Source organism: Flavobacterium xylosi, from assembly GCF_042787345.1.
GTDB lineage: Bacteria > Bacteroidota > Bacteroidia > Flavobacteriales > Flavobacteriaceae > Flavobacterium > Flavobacterium xylosi.
This window is the reverse complement of record NZ_JBHZPZ010000011.1, coordinates 103772-124524: the sequence shown is the minus strand read 5'-3', so window position 1 is coordinate 124524 and position 20753 is coordinate 103772. Positions and strand designations below refer to the sequence as shown.

The window sequence follows — 20753 nt, the reverse complement described above, 5'->3', positions numbered from 1 at the left end:
TCATTTATGGCTCTTCTGCTCATTTAAAATTCAAAATAATTTGAGTCATCCATAAACAGTTAAACGATTAACCCATAACTAACGCAGGTTCTTCCAATACCAATCAACCGCTTCTTTTAATCCTTCCCGCAAGGAATAGTGCGGATCATATCCCAATAATTCTTTTGCTTTAGCTATACTTGCCAAAGAATGAGGAATATCTCCCGCTCTTTCCGGACCATAAACGACTTCAACATTGGCAATTCTTTCGTCATACTTAGCTAAGAATTCCTTCAAACAACCCACTAAGTCATTTAATGTATTTCTATCGCCATAAGCCGTGTTATAAATGGTATTCACCGCTGCTGTATTCTTTGTTGACATGGCCAATTCATTCATTTGAATCACATTATCAATATACGTAAAATCACGGGAATAGTTCCCGTCACCATTAATTTGAGGACTTTCCAATTGCATTAATTGCATTACAAATTTTGGAATAACAGCTGCATAGGCTCCGTTAGGATCTTGCTTTCGCCCAAAAACATTAAAATATCGCAGACCTATGGTTTCCATTCCGTACGTTCTGCTAAAAATCTCCGCATACAACTCGTTTACATATTTTGTAATCGCATAAGGCGAAAGCGGTTTTCCAATGACGTCTTCCACCTTTGGCAATCCAACTGAATCCCCATAAGTCGATGAACTTGCAGCATATATAAACCGTTTCACATTGGCATCCCTTGAAGCCACCAACATGTTCAAAAAACCCGACACATTAACATCATTAGTAGTAATCGGGTCATTAATGGAACGAGGCACCGATCCCAAAGCTGCTTGATGCAAAACATAATCGACTCCCTTTACCGCATTTTGGCAATCGGTAGCATTACGTATGTCTCCTTCAATTAAAAGAAAATTTGAATGATTTATAAAATCTTTAAGATTGTGTCGGTATCCCGTTGCAAAATTATCAAAACAAACCACTTTATGTCCCTTAGATAAAAAATATTCGCAAAGATTAGACCCTATAAATCCTGCTCCACCTGTAATTAATATAGTCTTTTTTATATCTTCTTCCATCTTTTCTTAATTTAAAAAATTCCGTTATTTAGATACTTTTGGACGTACAATTTTAATTATTCTTTCATAGAGATTTTTCGGTCTGTCCTCCTCATGGTATCCATTCGAATACGTACCGTAACCATAACCATATCCGTATCCGTAACCATATCCGGCTCCATATTTAGCCTTGTTCTCAAACCCATTCAAAATAATACTGGTGTTATTTAGCTCTCCGCGTTTAACCCTATTATTTAGAAGCGTAATCATTTCTTTTTTAGTAAAATTCTGCCTTACTATATATAGGGTTACATCGCAATATTGTGCTAATTCTAAGGTGTCAGATACCAGTCCAACCGGCGGCGTGTCTAAAATAATATAATCGTATTTTTTCTTTAACTCTTCCATTAAATCCTTCATTCTTTCACTCATAATCATCTCAGCCGGGTTTGGAGGGACCGGTCCTGAAAGAATAACATCCAGAAAAGGGATTTGAGTAGGATTTATAATTTCGTCAACCGTTTTTTGGTTAATCAGGTAATTCACAACCCCTACCTCATTAGATAAATTAAATTCAGCAAACAGTTTAGGTTTTCTTAAATCAAGACCAATGACAACGGTTTTTTTCCCGCTAAGTGCAAATACCGTTGCGATATTTAGAGAACAAAATGTTTTTCCTTCACCACTCACCGATGATGTGATCATAAGTGTCTTGGCTCCATCTACATTTTGTTGTTTATATAAAAACTGAAGTGAAGAACGAACGGCCCTAAAAGATTCCGACAGCGCCGATTTTGGTTTGTCAAATACTGCAAGATTAGTCGTGTCTTTATTTAGTCCTATAACTCCAATCAAAGGAATTTTTGTTAATTTACTTATATCTTCCGTGTTTTGGATAGAATTATTGATAAAGAAAATTATAAATACAAAAAGTAGCGGAAAGAGTATTCCCAGGAATAATGCCAAAACATAATTAACTGATGTTTTTGGACCTATAAGTCCTCCTCCAATGTCCTTTGCAGGATCTATAAAATGAATATCGGATAGATTTGCTGCTTTAACAATATCAGCTTCACTTCTTTTTTGAAGAAAAGTGCTGTAAATATTATCGCTTAAATCATATTTTCTTTTAATCTTAATCAACTCCTGCTGGTCTTCCGGAAGTTGTTTAATGGTACTTTCCGTTTCATTAATTTTACTGCTTACCACTGCTAAATCACCTTGCAAAGAAGCTTTGGCTGTAGATATATTTTCTAACAATACGTTTTTGACAGCCTCCATTTGATTGTCAAAATCTTTAAATATCTTATCGCTTTTCACTGCATAGGCCATCTCTGATCTTTGGGCAGAAAGTCCAATCAATTTTGAGACATTCATTACAATATTAGGATCGTCAATACCCGCTACTGATGGCGCCGGAAGTTTAGAATAATCTACGCTGTTTCTTAAATATGATTTTAAAGAATTGTAATACGCCATTTTACGTGTTACCTCGTCTTTCTTGACATCAAATTCGAGAATCTTATCTGAAAATTTTTCACCGCCCGCTTCTACATCATATATATTTTTGTCTTTTCTAAAGGTTTTTAACTCATTACTAGTTTCCTTAAGTTGAGATTCCATAGCGACCAATGTACTATCAATAAATGCAATCGTATTAGTTGCAAATTGATTCTTACTGTCTAGTTGCCTTTTTATAAGCATATTTACGGTCGCATTCAAATATTCGACCATTCTTGCTTTATTGGCCCCTTGCATCCCTAACGTGATTATCGAACCACCCTTGTCATCTGACCTGACATTTATTCCTCGGTAACCGGAAACTGTTCCGTCAAAATCATTAAACTGTACAAAATATTCATTCCCCTTATAAAAACCAGGATTGTCTTTTATTTGCAATTTCCAATTCAAAAAAGGCAACGAGACTTGTTCTCCAACTTTGTATCTTTTTACAAAGTCCCCCTGTTCAACTGCTGTATTACTATAGGAATTATTCGTATAGGTTATTAAAGAAACATTTTGGCTTGCAAATGGAATTCTGATCTGATAGACATTTTCGCTCAAAAATTTAATACCAATGAGCCCTCCAGACAATTGACCTTTTGATTTATCGATATTTACATAAAAAGGAACTGCTCCATAAGCATCTTCCAAATTATATTTCCCTTGAACCAAGTAGTTAATATAATATTGTAGTTTGTCAACAACTAATTCATTATGTGATCTGGATTGTAAAGTAGTTGAAATAGTTTGAACCTGATCCGAGGTACCTCCCCAGTTAAAAACCAGACTGGTGGTAGAAGTAAACAGCGGATTTGTTTCTTCTTTTACGGAAATAAGCGTTTCCATCCCATAAATTTTTTGTTTACGGATATTGACCTGATAAGCAATGGTGAAGGTTATTAAAAGACTGATTAAAAACCATTTCCAATAACTACCGATTTTTATTAAAAAACCCTTAAAGTCAAAACTTACCTGGTCTTCAAAAATTGAAAAATCTTTTATGTCTAACATTTTTTGAAATGTATTTTAATTTTTAAATAGTAAAAAGAAGGTTGTTGTTGCCAATGAAAACAATGTAATAATAGTACCCAAGGATTCTATTCCGGTTTTTCCGGTTCCCCAAGTTTTTTGCTTGAGCGGTTTTATATAAATATAATCATTGGGTTGTAAATAAAAATAAGGGGAATTCATCACATTAATATCCGTAAGATCAATATCATGCATCAGGACTCCTGTAGGCGATTTTCTTATAATTGTAATCGCTTTTCTATCACCTGTGATGGTTATGTCACCCGCATTTGCAATAGCTTCCATTACATTTACATGCTCTTGAAATAAAGTTTTTGTTCCCGTACTTCCTATTTCTCCGTTGATGGTATATCGAAATCCTGCTAATTTAACGGTGACAAAAATATTGGCTTCCTTATTAAAATACTCCGCTAATAATTGTTTCTCAATTCTGACTCTTATTTCCTCCAAAGTAAAGCCAATCACATTTAGCTCCCCTAACACAGGCATCCTGATATTCCCGTGATCATCCACAGTAAATCCATCAAAATACAATCCCGTTTCTGACTTACCCGTTTCTCCTTGATTCGTCGTACTAAAAATCGCCACTAATTTAGGATCAATTGCCTTAATCGTGATACTCAAAACATCATTCGTTTGCAATCTGTAAGGCTTTGATTCAACCGCTGAAATAGAAATTTCATCACTTGAATTATCCTTTTTTTGAAGATAAATTAAATCTTGTGTAGGAATACACGAAGAAAATAACACACTAATACATAGCAACAAATAGAGTACTGGCTTGCTCATTTCAATATTTTTAACGACAAATATAGGTTTTCATTTACTATTTAAAAAGAATCGCTATTTATTAAATAGATTAATTATTTTTAAAAGACTTTTCAAAAGGAACTCGGTGTAATATACTTCTTCCCAAGGTGACTTCATCAGCGTATTCTAATTCATCTCCTACTGAAATCCCCCTTGCAATTGTTGATATAATTATTTCGCTATCACCAATTTGTTTATAGATATAAAAGTTGGTTGTATCCCCTTCCATAGTGGAGCTTAAGGCAAAAATTATTTCGTTCACACTTCCTGATTTTACTTTTTCAACAAGCGTAGTAATATTTAACTGACTGGGACCAATACCGTCAATTGGTGAAATTTTCCCTCCTAAAACATGATAGATTCCTCTGAATTGCCCTGTATTTTCTATAGCCATCACATCCCGAATATCCTCAACAACACATATGATCTGATGATTCCTGTTTTTGTTGGCACAAATTTCACAAAGTATACTGTCAGAGATATTATGACAACTTTCACAATACTTGATATCTTCGCGCATAGTCACTATTGCGTGCGCCAAAAAGCCTGTTTGTTCCTTAGGTTGTTTCAATAAATGCAACACTAACCGCAATGCAGTTCTCTTACCAATTCCGGGCAATTGAGACATTTCATTGACTGCTTTTTCTATTAATTTTGAAGAAAATTCCATAAATGCAAATGTAGTAATTTGTTTAATCTGTTATTGTGTTAAATGGTTAAAAGAATAAAACGATTAAACAGTTAATCGGTTAAACAAAAAATCGTATTTTGGTCACTTTAAATTCAAAAAATGACCCCAAGCACCATACTTTTACTGGTATCCGTTTATTTCGGAATCCTATTTTACATCTCACATACTGTAAGTAAAAAAGACAGTGGAAATGATGCTTTTTTTAAAGCCAATAAAAATTCTAAATGGTATTTAGTTGCCTTTGGAATGATAGGAACCGCACTTTCCGGTGTGACATTTATTTCGGTTCCTGGCGAAGTGGGTTCTCCAAACGGCGAACAATTCAAATATTTTCAGTTCGTATTAGGTAACGCAATTGGTTTTATAATTATTGCCAAAGTTTTACTCCCTTTGTACTACCGGATGAACCTGACTTCCATTTATGGTTACATAGAACGCCGATTAGGAACTTATTCTTATAAAACCGCCGCAACGATTTTTCTAATTAGCCGAACAATTGGCTCTTCGTTTCGATTGTATCTGGTCGTTATTGTTTTACAACGTTATGTTTTTGATTATTATGGAATCCAGTTTGCCATTACAGTTTTAATTTCTCTTGCCTTGATATTTGCTTATACTTATCGTGGTGGTTTAAAAACTATTATCATTACCGATACTTTACAAACGTTCTTCTTAGTCACTTCAGTTTTCTTGACTATTTTCTTTATTTGCAGAAGTTTAAACTTGAATATTTTTGAAGCATTTGAAGAAGTAAAAAACAGCAATTATTCTAAAATATTCTTTTTTGAAGATTTTGTATCGAGCAAGTTCCATTTTGTGAAACAAATTCTGGGAGGAATCTTTGTAACCATTGCCATGGTAGGATTGGATCAGGATTTAATGCAGAAGAATTTAAGTTGCAAAAATATTGGCGAAGCCCAAAAAAACATGTTCACTTTTACCGGGATATTTGTCCTTATCAATATCTTTTTTTTAAGCGTGGGAGCATTACTTTATATTTATGCTGCTAAAAACGGGATAGAAGTTCCAACCGACTTAATAACTGGAAAACCAAGAACCGATTTACTTTTTCCAGAAATTGCGTTTCATCATTTGACTTTGATTCCTTCAGTAGTTTTCTTGTTAGGACTAACAGCGGCTACATTTGCTACAACTGATTCGGCATTAACAGCTCTTACCACTTCATTTTGTGTTGATTTTCTTGGGATGGATAAAGCCGAAAATATAAACAAACCAAACATAGTGAGAACCCGACATTTTGTTCATATCGGTTTTTCGTTTTTAATGTTTTTTGTTATTGTGTTTTTCAATTCTATCAATGACAGCTCTGTAGTGGGAATGATTTTTAGGGTTGCTTCCTATACGTATGGTCCGCTTTTGGGATTGTATTGTTTTGGATTATTTGTAAAAACAAAAACCGTCAAAGACAAACTGGTGCCATTCGTATGTCTATTATCACCAGCTCTGACTTTCTTTATCAGCGAAAATTCTAAAGCATTGTTCTTTGGATATGTTTTCGATAATGAACTGATTATCGTCAACGGACTGATTACTTTTCTCGGACTTTTATTGATTAGCAAACCCGCGTTAGAAGAAACTAGGTTTTAAATTATTTTTAAATCTCAAAGTTCTTGTTTCCCTAGCCCTGATAGAAATGGAAATCCTTTGTAAAAAACGGTAATTTTTTCTTATAAAAAAAGAGCGACTCCCGACCATTCGGGAAAAGCTCCTTTTTTTAGTTTTAGAAAAATACTGTTTTGTTCAAAGATTGAAATGGATAGCAGGAATAGCTCCTAAAAAAACTAATATTGATTTGTTGACAATAAAACCAATGTACAAGCTACCTCGACTTTTATGTCATTTAATTTTAACAACTGATAAAACTCCGGATTCTCCGTACCTGGATTAAAAATCACCCGTTTTGGTTGTGCCTCGACGATATAATTGTAGTAATCACGCTGACGCGCCGGATTTAAATATAGAGTAACTGTATCGACATTTTTTAATGGAATTGCTTTAGTCTGGATTTTTATTCCTGCCACTTCACCTGCATTTTGACCGATGGCAAGAACGGAATGACCTTTTTCAACCAATTTTTCAATTGCCATAAAAGCATACCTAGCTGGTTTTGTAGAAGCTCCAAGAACCAACGTTTTTTTATTTTTTATCATTTTATATAATTATATTGTGCAAAAGTAATCAAAAAGGTTTAAGCGTTTAGCAATTTTCAGGTTTTGTTGCTACACATATAAAAACATTATCCTAACATTAAAAAGAAGTAGAAATTTAAAAAAAGAGTATTTTTGCGGTCATAACATTAACAATATGGATCTATTCATTTATCTTTTCGTGGCTCTCTTTTCAGTTCTAAACCCTATTGGCACTGTTCCAATATTTGTTGGACTCACGCAAGACGACACCAAACAAGAACGTTCGAGAATTTCGTTCTGGACAGCGATAAATGTATTTGCGATACTAATAATTTCTTTTTTTATAGGTCAATATGTTTTGATTTTTTTTGGAATCAGCATTGATGCGCTCCGAATTGCCGGAGGAATAATTATTGTAAGTTCTGGATTTTCATTGCTTTCAGGAAAATTCAATAAAAAAAGAGGGATTAACAAAAAAATAGAAACCGATGCTCAAAAAAGAAATGACATAGCACTGACTCCACTTGCAATTCCTATGCTTGCGGGTCCTGGATCTATTTCTTTACTTATTGCGTTTTATCAGGAACACAACTCAACAAGCGACATTATCATCTCCTCACTTGCCATTCTTGCCATTGCGGTTGCCATTTTTGTCATTCTTAGAAGCGCACACTATTTAGCAAAAATATTAGGAGCTTCTGGAATTGTTGCTATTTCAAGAATTATTGGATTTATTGTAATTGCCATTGGAATTCAATATATCGTGAGTGCGATTATCAATATAATCAAAGGAAATCTAACATAGACAAAGCATTTTTTAATAATCTGACAAAGCTGAGAACTTTGTCAGATTATTAAAAAGATAAATTAATTTCTAGGCAAGAAAATTTCTGCCATCATGCATCTGGCACTTCCACCACCGCAAGCCTCGATAGTATCTAAACTTGAACTCAATATTTCAGCATGTTTTTCTAACTGCGCGAGTTGTTTTGGAGTCAAACTTTGATGTGCCGATGTGCTCATAACCAAATACCTTTTGTCATTTGCGCCACGAACTTCAAGCATATTCCCTGCGAAGTTATTCACTTGCGCTTCGGTAATCAGGATAATTTCTTTCCCATTCTCTTTCAGATTATCCAAAACCATTTTGCGCTCTTTTTTGTCATCAATACAATCGGAACAAATCACCGCGAAGGTTTCACCCAAACACATCATCACATTTGTATGATAAATTAGTTTACGCTCTCCGTCAACCGTTTGATATGACTCAAAAATTACTGGTGCATAATCAAAATCTTCACAGAATTCTATGAATAACTCTTCATCTGCGCGAGGTGATAACGCACAATAGGCTTTACTGTTGGCTCTGTCTAAAAGCAAACTTCCCGTCCCTTCCAAGAAAAATCCATCTTCCTCGGCTGAAGTGTAATCCACAATATTATTAATTGTAAAACCTTTGTCTTCCAGCATATCCAAAATTTCTTCCCGTCTTTCCTCGCGACGATTTTCGGCAAACATTGGATATAAAGCCACGTCACCATTCTCGTGAAAGGAAATCCAATTGTTCGGAAAAATACTGTCCGGCGTATCTGGATTTAAAGTATCATCAACAACCGTTACATCAACACCTACAGCTCTTAGCTTCTCCACAAAAGCATCAAATTCCTGCTGTGCCTTTGCATTGACTGTTGCCGGCAAAAGTCCGTCTAAAACTTTTTGATAATAATTATTAACCGCCGTTTGCTCATTCATTCGAAACGCTACCGGGCGAATCATCAATATTGAATTTGTTGTTTGTTTCATGATTTTTTATTTTTTTATTATTGTAGAGACGCACCGTAGAGACGCACTGCAGTGCGTCTCTACGGTGCGTCTCTAATTAAAGGTAAGGTAGAACATCGCAATAATCCTTCTTGTTTGGCAATTTCGGCATATGGAATTTCTTCTACGACAAAACCATTCCCACGAAGCCAATTGTTTAATCTGGTAAAGTTTTTTTCTGAAACTACAACATCAGTATCAATAGAAAAAATATTCGAATTCATGTTATACATTTCATCTCGAGTGATGTGAAATAAGTTTTCTTTTCCAAAAAGATTCACAAGAAATAAATAATCTGCTTCTTCACGAAATCCACTTTTGTAAATAATTCCTTTGTCCTTCCCAACAGGCTGAAAACAACAATCAAGATGCAAGGCATTATCTCTGGCTTCTATTTTTGATTTGACCAAATCAAATTCTTTTACAATTTTATTTGGAAATAAATCTCTAATAAACTGTACTCCCTGAAGATTTGTCCTTGCCGTAATGTAGTCTTTGTAATCACTTCCTTTATAGGTTCCAATGAAGATATAATCATTCCACAAAATCACATCACCACCTTCTATATGCACTTCCTCCGCTGGCCGAACAACTTTCTTTGGGTCAATTTGATCAATTATGTATTGAATAGCATCTAACTCTCTTTCTCTTTCTGGTAAAATATTTGATTTCACAAAAACATCATCAATGACAAAACCAATATCCCTAGTGAATATTTGATTGTAATTTTCAATCATTTCAGGTCGAAAAACAGTTACATTGTATTTTTTCAGTACCTTGTTAAATGCCTCCATTTCATTAACCATATCTTCCTCCAGCGGATAAGTTCCAGCCAAAATATGCTCTAATGATTTTGGATCATAAGCTTCAGTCGCTTTGGGTGTTGGACCGTTATGTATTGCAGAACCCAAAACTACGGCCCGCAGTCTTGTAGTTTCATTCTTTATATTTAACTCAAGCATCTTTTTTCATTTTGACAAATATAAAAAAAGCTTCACAAATTAGTGAAGCTTTTTAAATTGAATTTATCTTTTATCAGATGTTTTGAAATCTCTCAAAGGATGACCTGTATAAATCTGTCTCGGTCTTCCGATAGGCTCTTTGTTTTCACGCATTTCTTTCCATTGTGCGATCCAACCTGGTAAACGACCTATGGCGAACATTACGGTAAACATATCAGTAGGAATACCCAATGCTCTGTATATGATTCCAGAATAAAAGTCTACGTTTGGATATAATTTTCTTGACACAAAATACTCATCAACAAGCGCTGATTCCTCTAATTTTTTTGCAATGGCAAGAATTGGATCATCAACACCTAAAGTTGCTAAAACTTCGTCTGCCGCCTTTTTAATGATTTTTGCTCTTGGATCGAAATTTTTATAAACTCTATGACCAAAACCCATTAATCGGAAAGGATCATTTTTATCTTTAGCTTTATCTAAATATTTATCAGCATCTCCACCTGTTCTGTGAATTTCTTCCAACATCTCAAGTACCGCTTGATTAGCTCCTCCATGTAAAGGCCCCCAAAGTGCAGAAACTCCTGCTGATATTGAAGCAAATAAACCTGCATGAGATGATCCTACCATTCTAACTGTTGAAGTAGAACAATTTTGTTCATGATCGGCATGAAGAATGAATAATTTATCCAAAGCGTCAATTACAACTTGATTTGGTTTATAAGGTTCAGTAGGTAATTCAAACATTAAATGCATAAAATTCTCCACATACCCTTTAGTATTATCGTAATAATTCAAAGGATAACCCATCGTTTTTCTATACGTCCAAGTGGCAATAACTAAGAATTTACCCATAGTCTTACAAACCGCTTCGTACATTTCTTTTTCGTTTTCAACATTTACCGACTTAGGGTTAAATGCTGTCAAAGCACTTGTCAAAGCAGCCAAAACACCCATAGGATGCGCCGTTTTAGGAAAACCATCAATGATGTTCTTCATTTCCTCATTGACCAAAGTGTATTTTCTGATATTTGTTTCAAAATGGGCTAATTGCGCTGTAGTAGGCAATTCTCCAAAAATAACTAAATAGGATACTTCAAGAAAATGCCCTTTTCCGGCTAAATCTTCAATTGAATACCCTCTGTAACGTAGAATTCCAAGCTCACCATCTAGGAAAGTGATTTCGCTGGTACATGAACCTGAATTTTTGTAACCTGGATCAAGAGTTATTACTCCTGATAAATCACGTAATTTACTGATATCAATACCAACTTCGTTCTCACTTCCTGTGATAATAGGCAGTTCAAATTTCTCACTATTGATCTCTAATATTGCTGTTTTCGACATAATATAATTGAAATAAACTTTTTAAAATAATAATTTACCAAATCTAGGGAATTTAAGACTAATTAAAAAGAGAATAATACAATGAATATGTTAAATATTAAAAAAGCCATTCAATTTACTTGAATGGCTTTTCCTAGAAAAAAATCCTGAATTATTTTATTTTGAAAGCATTTAAACCCGGAAAATAAGCTGTATTTCCTAATTCTTCCTCAATTCTTAATAATTGGTTGTATTTAGCCATACGATCAGAACGCGAAGCTGAACCCGTTTTAATTTGACCACAATTTAAAGCTACAGCTAAATCTGCAATTGTATTGTCTTCTGTCTCCCCTGAACGGTGTGACATTACTGAAGTATAACCCGCATTTTTCGCCATGTTTACTGCTGCAATAGTTTCCGTTAAAGTTCCAATTTGGTTTACTTTTATAAGAATAGAATTAGCAATTCCTTTTTCAATACCAGTTGCCAAACGCTTTACATTTGTAACGAATAAATCATCTCCAACTAATTGAACTTTATCTCCAATTCTATCGGTAAGTAATTTCCATCCATCCCAATCATTCTCATCCATTCCGTCTTCGATAGAAATAATTGGATATTTCGCTGCTAATTCCGCTAAATAATCTACTTGCTCTGCAGAAGATCTAATCTTACCTGTTTCGCCTTCAAATTTAGTATAATCGTATTTTCCATTTACATAAAACTCAGCTGCAGCACAATCCAGAGCGATCATGATTTCATCTCCAAAAGTATATCCTGCGGTTTCTACTGCTTTTTTGATAGTATCCAAAGCATCTTCGGTTCCTCCAGGAAGATTTGGTGCAAAACCACCCTCATCACCAACTGCAGTTGAAAGTCCTCTATCATGTAAAACTTTTTTCAAACTATGAAAAATTTCTGTTCCCATTTGCATTGCTTGCGAAAAAGATTTTGCTTTCACAGGGAAAATCATAAATTCTTGAAATGCTATAGGCGCATCAGAATGTGAACCACCATTGATGATATTCATCATAGGAACTGGCAATGTATTTGCAGAAACTCCACCTACATATCTGTATAATGGTAACCCTAATTCATTAGCAGCAGCTTTTGCAACAGCCAAAGAAACTCCTAAAATAGCATTTGCTCCTAAGTTAGATTTGTTTGGCGTACCATCTAAATCAATCATCATTTGATCAATAACATTTTGTTCAAAAACAGAAACTCCTAAAAGTTCTTCTGAGATTATGCTATTAACATTTTTCACAGCATTCATAACCCCTTTTCCAAGAAATGCTTTTCCACCATCGCGTAATTCAACTGCTTCGTGTTCTCCAGTTGAAGCACCAGATGGTACTGCAGCTCTTCCTAAAACACCATTATCTGTAATTACATCTACTTCTATAGTAGGATTTCCTCTAGAATCGAAAATTTGTCTTGCGTGAATTTTGATAATTATACTCATACTATTTTATTTTAAATTTTAAAACACAAATATATTCTATCTTTTCTAATGATTTTATGAAAAAAACGAATGTTATTAACGAAAACGTTATAATTATTTCAGGAACATATACTTTCCCCTATTTTAAAAGTTATTTCCTTACTATCTTTTTTATTTTTTGTAAAACACCTGACATATAAACGAATATTATTTAAAAAGAGTATTGAAAAATAGTATTGTTTTTTATTTTTTTCAAGCCAAACAAACTAAACCATAAATTCCTCATTTTCATTTATTTAAACTAATTTTACCTATATTTTACTAAGTTTAAAAGCCATTATTTGTTTGACAATATTTCTAGTTTACAATTTAGACAGTACAATATAAATTTAGAAAATTAACTCGCAATGAAAACAACTAATAACTTAAAAAATCCAAACAATTCTGATGAAATTGTAGAATTACTAAAAAAAACATCCACCCCATTAAAAAATCCAGAAAATCTAAACCCACTGATGGATTATATCGGAGATGCAAAATATGTCCTTTTAGGCGAAGCTTCACATGGCACTCATGAATATTACACCTGGAGAGCAAAAATCACACAACGACTAATTCAGGAAAAGGGATTTTCTTTTGTAGGCGTTGAAGGAGATTGGCCGGACTGTTATCGTTTGAATCGTTTTGCAAAAGGATATACAAATTCAGGAACGGATATTTATAATGTACTTAACGAATTTAAAAGATGGCCTACATGGATGTGGGCAAATTGGGAAATAGTAGCATTCATAGATTGGCTTAAAGCTTACAACATAGATCTTCCCGCTAATAAAAGAATCGGATTTTACGGGCTGGATGTATACAGTTTTAGCGAATCCATGAATTCGATCATTCAATATTTAGAAAAAAATGATCCAAAAGCACTAGCAATCGCAAAAACTGCCATGAAATGTTTTGAACCCTACGGCAAAGACGAAGGACAATCGTATGCCCGAGCCTCTTCGTATGTTCCGGAATTATGTGAAAAAGAGATTCTGCACCTACTTACGGAAATAATAAAAAATGTTCCCAACTACAATCATGATGCAGAGAATGTTTTGAGCATAGAACAGAATGCCTTCATAGCCAGAAATGCTGAAAAATATTACCGCGCCATGATAAAACGAGGTTCAGCTTCTTGGAATATTCGTGATGAACACATGGTATTGACTATAAAACGGCTAATGAAATTCCACGGAAAGGAAGCAAAAATAATTGTTTGGGAACACAACACTCATATTGGCGATGCGCGTGCTACATATATGGCCTCTGAGGGAATGGTCAATGTAGGACAACTATTAAGAGAGCAATATGCAACTGGCTGCGTTGTTGCAGTAGGATTTGGATCGTACAAGGGCTCTGTCGTTGCTGGAAGAGAATGGGGAGATTCCATGCGAAAAATAAAAGTTCCCGAAGCCGTTGAGGGAAGTTGGGAGCATGCTTTTCATGTGGCAAGCAATGGACAAAATCGACTACTACTGATGAACAAAATAAAGGACGAGAAATGTCTATCGTCCTATATTGGCCATCGTGCAATAGGCGTTGTTTATAATCCCGAACACGAAAGATTTGGAAATTACGTCCCTACAATTATGCCAAAAAGATACGATGCTTTTATTTTCCTTGATGAAACAAGTGCATTACATCCGATACACATTGAGCCCGAAGAAAACCAAATTCCAGAAACCTATCCATTTGGAATGTAACGTTATATCACGCAATAAAAAAGGGTTTGACTTTTCTTAAAAAGTCAAACCCTAAATATTTTGAATAGCTATTTTACAGGAAAAATCATAAAATTTTAGCCTTTTATATTTTCAATAAATTGATCAAATAAATAGGAAGAATCATGCGGTCCAGGACTCGCTTCTGGGTGGTATTGAACGGAGAAACAATTCTTGTTCTTCATACGCATACCAGCCACAGTCCCATCATTAAGATGCAGATGTGTAATCTCTAAGTCTGGATGATTGTCCAATTCTTCTTTGTTTACTGCAAAACCATGATTTTGAGAAGTAACTTCACCTTTTCCTGTAAATAAATTTTTTACGGGATGGTTGATTCCTCTATGTCCGTTAAACATTTTATAGGTCGAAACTCCATTTGCTAAACCAATTACTTGGTGCCCTAAACAAATTCCAAATAGAGGTCTGTTATTTTCCAAAATTTCTTTAGCTACTTGAATAGCACCAGAAAGAGGCTCGGGATCTCCGGGCCCATTAGATAAGAAATAACCATCTGGATTAAACGATTTCATATCCTCATAAGTAGCATTATATGGAAACACTTTGATATAACAATCTCTTTTGGCCAGATTACGCAGTATATTCATTTTAATTCCTAAGTCAAGAGCGGAGATTTTATAGGTTGCATTCTCATCACCATAAAAATAGGATGCTGTTGTTGAAACTTTGGATGCTAATTCCAATCCTTTCATATCCGGAACTTTTGCCAATGAAGTTTTCAACTCTTCAATTGGTGTTTCATCAGTACAAATTACAGCATTCATCGCACCGTTGTCGCGGATGTAACTCACTAGCGCACGCGTATCCACGTCAGATATACAGATAAGGTCTTGTTTAATAAAATAGTCTTCTAAACTCCCTGAAGCTCCTTCACGAGAATAATTGAAGCTAAAGTTTTTGCAAACCAATCCAGCAATCTTAATGCTATCGGATTCAACTTCTGAATCGTTTACGCCGTAGTTCCCTATATGGGCATTAGTAGCTACCATTAATTGACCAAAATAAGAAGGGTCAGTAAATATTTCTTGGTAACCTGTCATTCCTGTGTTAAAACAAACTTCTCCAAAAGTGGTTCCGCTGATTCCAATAGATTTCCCATGGAATATGGTTCCGTCACTTAATAGAAGAATTGCTTTTTGTCGTGTTGTATATTTCATTCGTTGTTTTCTATTAATTTTTTTAATAGTCTCTTGTAACTAGAAAAACTCGTTTCATGTGTAGTTAAATATTGTGCAAATTTAATTCTTTAAAACAGTGAATCCAATGTTTTTTAAAAATTTATGTTTTTCAAGTTATCTTGCTTAAGCAAAAAAGTTTTAAACTACCCCCGATTGAAATGGAAATCCTTTTTCTTTTTTCTTTAAAAAGAAAAAGATTGCAACGGAAAGCGGGACAATTAGTTCTTAAAAACTCAAAAAGTTATGCTCCGAAAAATCAAAAAAAAAGGATAAACTATAAATAGTTTATCCTTGATTTTTATTGAATGATTATCTTCATAATTACTCAGCAGTCTCTGTAGTTGTTTCAGTTTCAGCAGCTGGAGCTTCAGTAGCTTCATCTTTCTTAGCTTTACCACCACGACGGCTTTTTGCTTTTTTAACTTCCTTTTTACCACCATTGTAAAGTTCATTAAAATCTACTAGTTCGATCATTGCCATATCAGCATTATCTCCTAAACGATTTCCAACTTTAATGATACGAGTGTACCCACCTGGACGGTCACCTACTTTAGCTGCTACGTCTCTGAACAAGTCAGTTACGGCATATTTGCTACGTAAGTAAGCAAAAACGATACGACGATTGTGAGTCGTATCTTGTTTTGATTTTGTTATTAAAGGCTCAACGAATTGTTTAAGCGCTTTTGCTTTAGCGACAGTAGTGTTAATACGTTTGTGCTCAATAAGAGAACAAGCCATATTAGCTAACATAGATTTTCTATGCGCAGTCTGTCTGCTTAAGTGATTGAATTTTTTTCCGTGTCTCATTGCTATGTAAATTTAAACCTTGCGGTTTAGATTATTCTTTATCTAGTTTGTATTTTGCTAAATCCATACCGAAGTTTAAATTTTTAACTGCAACAAGTTCATCAAGTTCAGTTAAAGATTTTTTACCAAAATTACGGAATTTCATTAGGTCATTTTTATTGAACGATACTAAATCACCAAGTGTATCAACTTCAGCCGCTTTCAAACAATTTAATGCTCTAACAGATAAATCCATATCAACAAGCTTAGTTTTAAGCAATTGTCTCATGTGTAATGATTCTTCATCATATGATTCTGTTTGTGCAATTTCGTCAGCCTCGAGTGTAATTCTTTCGTCAGAGAACAACATGAAATGGTGAATTAAAACTTTAGCAGCTTCAGTAAGTGCATCTTTTGGATTAATAGATCCATCAGTTTTTATCTCAAAAACTAATTTTTCATAATCTGTTTTTTGCTCTACACGGAAGTTTTCGATTGCGTATTTTACGTTTTTTACCGGAGTAAAAATAGAATCCGTAAAAATAGTTCCAATTGCAGCATTCTGTTTTTTGTTCTCTTCAGCAGGAACATATCCTCTACCTTTTTCGATCGTTAAATCGAAATTCAGTTTGATTTTACTATCTAAATTACAGATAACTAGTTCTGGATTCAAAACTTGGAAACCTGAAATGAATTTTTGAAAATCACCAGCTGTTAATTGATCTTTACCAGAAACAGAAATAGTAACTGCTTCATTATCGATATCTTCAATTTGGCGTTTGAAACGCACTTGTTTTAGATTAAGGATAATTTCGGTAACGTCTTCAACAACTCCTGGAATAGTAGAAAATTCATGATCTACACCTTCAATGCGAACAGATGTAATTGCATAACCTTCTAATGCTGAAAGCAAAACTCTTCTAAGTGCATTACCAACGGTCAATCCGTAACCAGGTTCTAAAGGTCTGAATTCAAATTTACCTTCAAAATCGGTTGAATCGATCATGATAACTTTATCGGGCTTCTGAAAATTAAATATTGCCATAAATTTCGACTAAGTCAATTATTATTTGTTGTACAACTCTACGATTAATTGTTCTTTAATGTTTTCTGGGATTTGAAGTCTCGCAGGTACAGAAACGAAAGTACCTTCTTTGATATCGTTATTCCAAGTAATCCATTCATAAACATGACTTGAATTAGATAAAGAACGTTCGATTGCTTCTAAAGATTTAGATTTTTCACGAACTGCAACTTTATCACCAGGTTTAAGGTGGTAAGAAGCAATATTTACTACATCACCGTTAACAGTAACGTGTCTGTGAGAAACAAGTTGTCTAGCACCTCTTCTAGAAGGAGCAATACCCATTCTAAAAACAACGTTGTCTAATCTTGCTTCACATAATTGTAAAAGAACTTCACCAGTAACACCTTTAGTAGCTGATGCTTTTTTGAATAAACCTCTGAATTGCTTCTCTAAAATTCCATAAGAATATTTAGCTTTTTGTTTTTCCATTAACTGGATTGCAAATTCAGATTTTTTACCTCTTTTTTTAGCCATCCCGTGTTGTCCGGGTGGGTAATTTCTTTTTTCGAAAGCTTTATCGTCTCCGAAAATTGCTTCGCCGAATTTACGGGCGATTCTTGTACTTGGACCAGTATATCTTGCCATTTTAAATTGTTTAAGATAGAGATTATGAATTCAGGTCTTATCCTTCGATAATCGTTATTCTATCTAGGTTATACTAAAAATATTTTGAGTATTAAACTCTTCGTCTTTTAGGAGGACGACATCCATTATGAGGCATTGGAGTAACATCGATAATCTCTGTAACTTCAATTCCACCGTTATGCAAAGAACGGATAGCAGACTCACGTCCGTTTCCTGGTCCTTTTACATACACTTTTACTTTTTTAAGTCCTGCCTCAAGAGCTACTTTACTACAATCTTCTGCTGCCATTTGGGCTGCGTATGGAGTATTCTTTTTAGAACCTCTAAAACCCATTTTACCAGCTGAAGACCAAGAAATAACTTCACCTTTTTTGTTTGTCAAAGAAATGATGATGTTATTGAAGGTAGCAGAAATATGAGCCTCTCCCGTTGATTCAACGATAACTTTACGTTTTTTTGCAGTTGCTTTAGCCATATTACTTATTATTTAGTTGCTTTTTTCTTGTTAGCAACAGTTTTTCTTTTACCTTTTCTTGTTCTAGAGTTGTTTTTAGTTCTTTGTCCTCTTAAAGGAAGACCAGTTCTATGACGGATACCTCTATAACAACCAATATCCATTAAACGTTTGATGTTTAAAGAAACTTCAGAACGTAATTCTCCTTCAATTTTAAATGCTGATACAGCTTCACGAATTGCTCCGATCTCGTCATCATTCCAATCTTGAACTTTTTTATCTTGGCTAACTTGAGCTTTTTCTAAAATCTCAATAGCTCTACTATTTCCTAATCCGAAGATGTAGGTAAGTGCTATAACACCTCTCTTATTTTTTGGGATATCTACCCCTGCTATTCTTGCCATAATTATCCTTGTCTTTGTTTAAATCTAGGATTCTTTTTGTTTATTACGTACAATCTCCCTTTTCTTCGCACAATTTTGCACTCGGGACTTCTCTTTTTTACTGAAGCTCTAACTTTCATTTTGAATATCCTTTAATATCTATAAGTAATTCTTGCTTTTGACAAATCGTAAGGGCTCATTTCTAGTTTCACTTTATCACCAGGTAATAATTTGATGTAATGCATACGCATTTTCCCAGATATATGTGCGATTACAATATGTCCATTCTCTAACTCTACACGGAACATTGCATTTGATAATGCTTCAATGATTGACCCGTCTTGTTCTATTGCTGATTGTTTTGCCATAAGTTAAGCTACTGCTTTTCTATTTTTACCACTTTTCATTAAACCATCATAATGTTTGTTTAACAAGTATGAATTGATTTGTTGAATTGTATCTATGGCAACACCAACCATAATTATTAATGAAGTACCTCCAAAAAACATTGCCCAAGATTGTTGAACATCCATAAGACTCACAACAATTGCTGGGAACACAGCTATCAAAGCAAGAAATAAAGATCCTGGAAAAGTTATCAAAGACATCACTTTGTCAAGATAATCAGAAGTTTCTACTCCGGGTCTAACACCAGGAATAAAACCGCCGCTTCTCTTTAAATCATCAGACATTTTGTTAGTAGGGACTGTAATTGCAGTATAAAAGAAAGTAAATACAACTATTAAAGTTGCAAATACAAAATTATACCAGAATCCAAACATATTACTAAAAGCGCCAACAATTGATTGTGATGCATCTGATTTTGATAAACCTGCCACAGCAGCAGGAATAAACATAATTGCTTGAGCAAATATAATAGGCATAACACCCGAAGCATTAAGCTTCAATGGAATCCATTGTCTATTTCCACCCATTAAATCTTGTTCGTAATCCCCTGAAGTTGTACGACGAGCATACTGTACTGGTATTTTTCTGATTGCCATTACAAGTAAAACACAAGCAATAATAACTAAAAGCCAAATAATAATTTCGATAACCAATAACATTGGTCCACCGTTATTGTTAGTAACCCTAGTAGTGAATTCTTGCATAAAAGCCTGAGGCAATCTCGCCAAGATACCAACCATAATCAACAATGAAATTCCGTTTCCAATACCTTTATCAGTAATTTTTTCACCTAACCACATGGCAAATATTGTCCCTGTCACTAAGATGATTACTGAAGAAAATAAGAATTCAAATGAATTAAATCCTAACAAAAAAGCACTACTAGGCAAGGTTCTGTACAAATTATAAATGTAAGTCGGACCTTGAACTAAAGTAATAGCTATTGTTAACCAACGGGTAATTTGATTAATCTTTTTTCTACCACTTTCTCCATCACTTTGAAGTTTTTGTAAATACGGAATCGCAATTCCCATCAACTGAACAACAATAGAAGCAGAAATATAAGGCATAATCCCTAAAGCAAAAACGGAAGCTTGAGAAAATGCACCCCCAGTAAACATGTCAAGAATTGAACCAATTCCTTCTTTAGTTTGCCCAGCTAAATTACCTAACTGTGTAGCATCAATACCTGGCAGGGTTACTTGAGCCCCAAAACGATAAACTAAAAGCAAACCCAATGTTATTAGGATTCTATTTTTCAGTTCCTCGATTTTCCAAACATTACTTATTGATTCAATAAATTTCTTCATA

21 protein-coding genes are annotated in these 20753 nt (G+C 34.3%); 3 read left to right on the top strand and 18 right to left on the bottom strand.

Annotated elements, in window-relative coordinates; translation table 11 throughout:
- Positions 1-78: 78 nt before the first annotated feature.
- From ACFX5E_RS10820 to recR, 4 genes are all read right to left on the bottom strand, one after another.
- The gene (locus ACFX5E_RS10820; RefSeq protein WP_379855177.1) at positions 79-1062 is read right to left on the bottom strand and encodes an SDR family oxidoreductase; all 984 of its coding nucleotides are present in this window, start codon (positions 1060-1062) and stop codon (positions 79-81) included.
- 24 nt (positions 1063-1086) lie between these two features.
- On the bottom strand, positions 1087-3555 hold the full coding sequence (locus ACFX5E_RS10815; RefSeq protein WP_379855176.1) for a polysaccharide biosynthesis tyrosine autokinase: 2469 nt from the start codon (positions 3553-3555) through the stop codon (positions 1087-1089).
- A gap of 15 nt (positions 3556-3570) precedes the next feature.
- Positions 3571-4362: a polysaccharide biosynthesis/export family protein gene (locus tag ACFX5E_RS10810; RefSeq protein WP_379855175.1), complete on the bottom strand. Its 792-nt coding sequence runs from the start codon at positions 4360-4362 to the stop codon at positions 3571-3573.
- A gap of 70 nt (positions 4363-4432) precedes the next feature.
- Positions 4433-5053, bottom strand: coding sequence for a recombination mediator RecR (gene recR / locus ACFX5E_RS10805; RefSeq protein ID WP_379855174.1), 621 nt, complete (start codon positions 5051-5053; stop codon positions 4433-4435).
- A gap of 120 nt (positions 5054-5173) precedes the next feature.
- Here recR and ACFX5E_RS10800 point away from each other — a divergent pair, with 120 nt between their 5' ends.
- Entirely contained in the window at positions 5174-6682 is a 1509-nt protein-coding gene (locus tag ACFX5E_RS10800) for a sodium:solute symporter (protein ID WP_379855173.1), read from the top strand.
- A 194-nt stretch (positions 6683-6876) separates the two neighbouring features.
- On the opposite strand, the gene ACFX5E_RS10795 is transcribed toward ACFX5E_RS10800, so the two are convergent.
- Positions 6877-7242, bottom strand: coding sequence for a CoA-binding protein (locus tag ACFX5E_RS10795; protein ID WP_379855183.1), 366 nt, complete (start codon positions 7240-7242; stop codon positions 6877-6879).
- Positions 7243-7399: 157 nt separating this feature from the next.
- On the opposite strand from ACFX5E_RS10795, the gene ACFX5E_RS10790 reads away from it, so the two are divergent.
- A complete protein-coding gene (locus ACFX5E_RS10790) occupies positions 7400-8029 on the top strand; it encodes a MarC family NAAT transporter (protein ID WP_379855172.1) in 630 nt (209 codons plus the stop codon).
- A gap of 62 nt (positions 8030-8091) precedes the next feature.
- On the opposite strand, the gene ctlX is transcribed toward ACFX5E_RS10790, so the two are convergent.
- From ctlX to eno, 4 genes are all read right to left on the bottom strand, one after another.
- Positions 8092-9027: a citrulline utilization hydrolase CtlX gene (gene ctlX / locus ACFX5E_RS10785; RefSeq protein WP_379855171.1), complete on the bottom strand. Its 936-nt coding sequence runs from the start codon at positions 9025-9027 to the stop codon at positions 8092-8094.
- Between the two features lie 59 nt (positions 9028-9086).
- Positions 9087-10007, bottom strand: coding sequence for a dimethylarginine dimethylaminohydrolase family protein (locus ACFX5E_RS10780; RefSeq protein ID WP_379855170.1), 921 nt, complete (start codon positions 10005-10007; stop codon positions 9087-9089).
- A gap of 63 nt (positions 10008-10070) precedes the next feature.
- The gene (locus tag ACFX5E_RS10775) at positions 10071-11354 is read right to left on the bottom strand and encodes a citrate synthase (RefSeq protein ID WP_379855169.1); all 1284 of its coding nucleotides are present in this window, start codon (positions 11352-11354) and stop codon (positions 10071-10073) included.
- Positions 11355-11505: 151 nt separating this feature from the next.
- A complete protein-coding gene (eno, locus tag ACFX5E_RS10770) occupies positions 11506-12798 on the bottom strand; it encodes a phosphopyruvate hydratase (RefSeq protein WP_379855168.1) in 1293 nt (430 codons plus the stop codon).
- A gap of 386 nt (positions 12799-13184) precedes the next feature.
- Here eno and ACFX5E_RS10765 point away from each other — a divergent pair, with 386 nt between their 5' ends.
- Positions 13185-14522, top strand: coding sequence for an erythromycin esterase family protein (locus tag ACFX5E_RS10765; RefSeq protein ID WP_379855167.1), 1338 nt, complete (start codon positions 13185-13187; stop codon positions 14520-14522).
- Positions 14523-14617: 95 nt separating this feature from the next.
- Here ACFX5E_RS10765 and carA read toward each other — a convergent pair whose 3' ends face one another.
- The 9 genes from carA to secY all read right to left on the bottom strand — a co-directional run bounded on the left by carA (position 14618) and on the right by secY (position 20752).
- A complete protein-coding gene (carA, locus tag ACFX5E_RS10760; RefSeq protein WP_379855166.1) occupies positions 14618-15718 on the bottom strand; it encodes a glutamine-hydrolyzing carbamoyl-phosphate synthase small subunit in 1101 nt (366 codons plus the stop codon).
- A 342-nt stretch (positions 15719-16060) separates the two neighbouring features.
- Positions 16061-16546, bottom strand: a complete 486-nt coding sequence (gene rplQ, locus ACFX5E_RS10755) for a 50S ribosomal protein L17 (RefSeq protein ID WP_073210393.1) — start codon at positions 16544-16546, stop codon at positions 16061-16063.
- Between the two features lie 31 nt (positions 16547-16577).
- Positions 16578-17570 (bottom strand): DNA-directed RNA polymerase subunit alpha, encoded by a 993-nt coding sequence (locus ACFX5E_RS10750; protein WP_073210391.1) that lies wholly within the window; start codon positions 17568-17570, stop codon positions 16578-16580.
- A gap of 21 nt (positions 17571-17591) precedes the next feature.
- Complete coding sequence (gene rpsD / locus ACFX5E_RS10745; protein WP_073210389.1) at positions 17592-18197, bottom strand: 30S ribosomal protein S4; 606 nt, start codon at positions 18195-18197, stop codon at positions 17592-17594.
- Between the two features lie 91 nt (positions 18198-18288).
- Entirely contained in the window at positions 18289-18672 is a 384-nt protein-coding gene (gene rpsK, locus ACFX5E_RS10740; RefSeq protein ID WP_024981527.1) for a 30S ribosomal protein S11, read from the bottom strand.
- 8 nt (positions 18673-18680) lie between these two features.
- Positions 18681-19055, bottom strand: coding sequence for a 30S ribosomal protein S13 (gene rpsM / locus ACFX5E_RS10735; protein ID WP_073210387.1), 375 nt, complete (start codon positions 19053-19055; stop codon positions 18681-18683).
- Between the two features lie 2 nt (positions 19056-19057).
- Positions 19058-19174 (bottom strand): type B 50S ribosomal protein L36, encoded by a 117-nt coding sequence (ykgO, locus tag ACFX5E_RS10730; protein WP_008992256.1) that lies wholly within the window; start codon positions 19172-19174, stop codon positions 19058-19060.
- A gap of 12 nt (positions 19175-19186) precedes the next feature.
- Positions 19187-19402, bottom strand: coding sequence for a translation initiation factor IF-1 (infA, locus tag ACFX5E_RS10725; protein ID WP_007136545.1), 216 nt, complete (start codon positions 19400-19402; stop codon positions 19187-19189).
- Between the two features lie 3 nt (positions 19403-19405).
- The gene (secY, locus tag ACFX5E_RS10720; protein ID WP_379855165.1) at positions 19406-20752 is read right to left on the bottom strand and encodes a preprotein translocase subunit SecY; all 1347 of its coding nucleotides are present in this window, start codon (positions 20750-20752) and stop codon (positions 19406-19408) included.
- Position 20753 lies beyond the last annotated feature (1 nt).

Coding starts and splice junctions, on each gene's coding strand:
- ACFX5E_RS10750 (WP_073210391.1), bottom strand. CDS start 17,570: ATGGCAATATTTAATTTTCAGAAGCCCGATAAAGTTATCATGATCGAT.
- ACFX5E_RS10765 (WP_379855167.1), top strand. CDS start 13,185: ATGAAAACAACTAATAACTTAAAAAATCCAAACAATTCTGATGAAATT.
- infA (WP_007136545.1), bottom strand. CDS start 19,402: ATGGCAAAACAATCAGCAATAGAACAAGACGGGTCAATCATTGAAGCA.
- carA (WP_379855166.1), bottom strand. CDS start 15,718: ATGAAATATACAACACGACAAAAAGCAATTCTTCTATTAAGTGACGGA.
- rpsD (WP_073210389.1), bottom strand. CDS start 18,197: ATGGCAAGATATACTGGTCCAAGTACAAGAATCGCCCGTAAATTCGGC.
- eno (WP_379855168.1), bottom strand. CDS start 12,798: ATGAGTATAATTATCAAAATTCACGCAAGACAAATTTTCGATTCTAGA.
- ctlX (WP_379855171.1), bottom strand. CDS start 9,027: ATGAAACAAACAACAAATTCAATATTGATGATTCGCCCGGTAGCGTTT.
- rpsM (WP_073210387.1), bottom strand. CDS start 19,055: ATGGCAAGAATAGCAGGGGTAGATATCCCAAAAAATAAGAGAGGTGTT.
- ACFX5E_RS10800 (WP_379855173.1), top strand. CDS start 5,174: ATGACCCCAAGCACCATACTTTTACTGGTATCCGTTTATTTCGGAATC.
- ACFX5E_RS10775 (WP_379855169.1), bottom strand. CDS start 11,354: ATGTCGAAAACAGCAATATTAGAGATCAATAGTGAGAAATTTGAACTG.
- ACFX5E_RS10820 (WP_379855177.1), bottom strand. CDS start 1,062: ATGGAAGAAGATATAAAAAAGACTATATTAATTACAGGTGGAGCAGGA.
- ACFX5E_RS10815 (WP_379855176.1), bottom strand. CDS start 3,555: ATGTTAGACATAAAAGATTTTTCAATTTTTGAAGACCAGGTAAGTTTT.
- ACFX5E_RS10790 (WP_379855172.1), top strand. CDS start 7,400: ATGGATCTATTCATTTATCTTTTCGTGGCTCTCTTTTCAGTTCTAAAC.
- recR (WP_379855174.1), bottom strand. CDS start 5,053: ATGGAATTTTCTTCAAAATTAATAGAAAAAGCAGTCAATGAAATGTCT.
- ykgO (WP_008992256.1), bottom strand. CDS start 19,174: ATGAAAGTTAGAGCTTCAGTAAAAAAGAGAAGTCCCGAGTGCAAAATT.
- ACFX5E_RS10810 (WP_379855175.1), bottom strand. CDS start 4,362: ATGAGCAAGCCAGTACTCTATTTGTTGCTATGTATTAGTGTGTTATTT.
- rpsK (WP_024981527.1), bottom strand. CDS start 18,672: ATGGCTAAAGCAACTGCAAAAAAACGTAAAGTTATCGTTGAATCAACG.
- secY (WP_379855165.1), bottom strand. CDS start 20,752: ATGAAGAAATTTATTGAATCAATAAGTAATGTTTGGAAAATCGAGGAA.
- rplQ (WP_073210393.1), bottom strand. CDS start 16,546: ATGAGACACGGAAAAAAATTCAATCACTTAAGCAGACAGACTGCGCAT.
- ACFX5E_RS10780 (WP_379855170.1), bottom strand. CDS start 10,007: ATGCTTGAGTTAAATATAAAGAATGAAACTACAAGACTGCGGGCCGTA.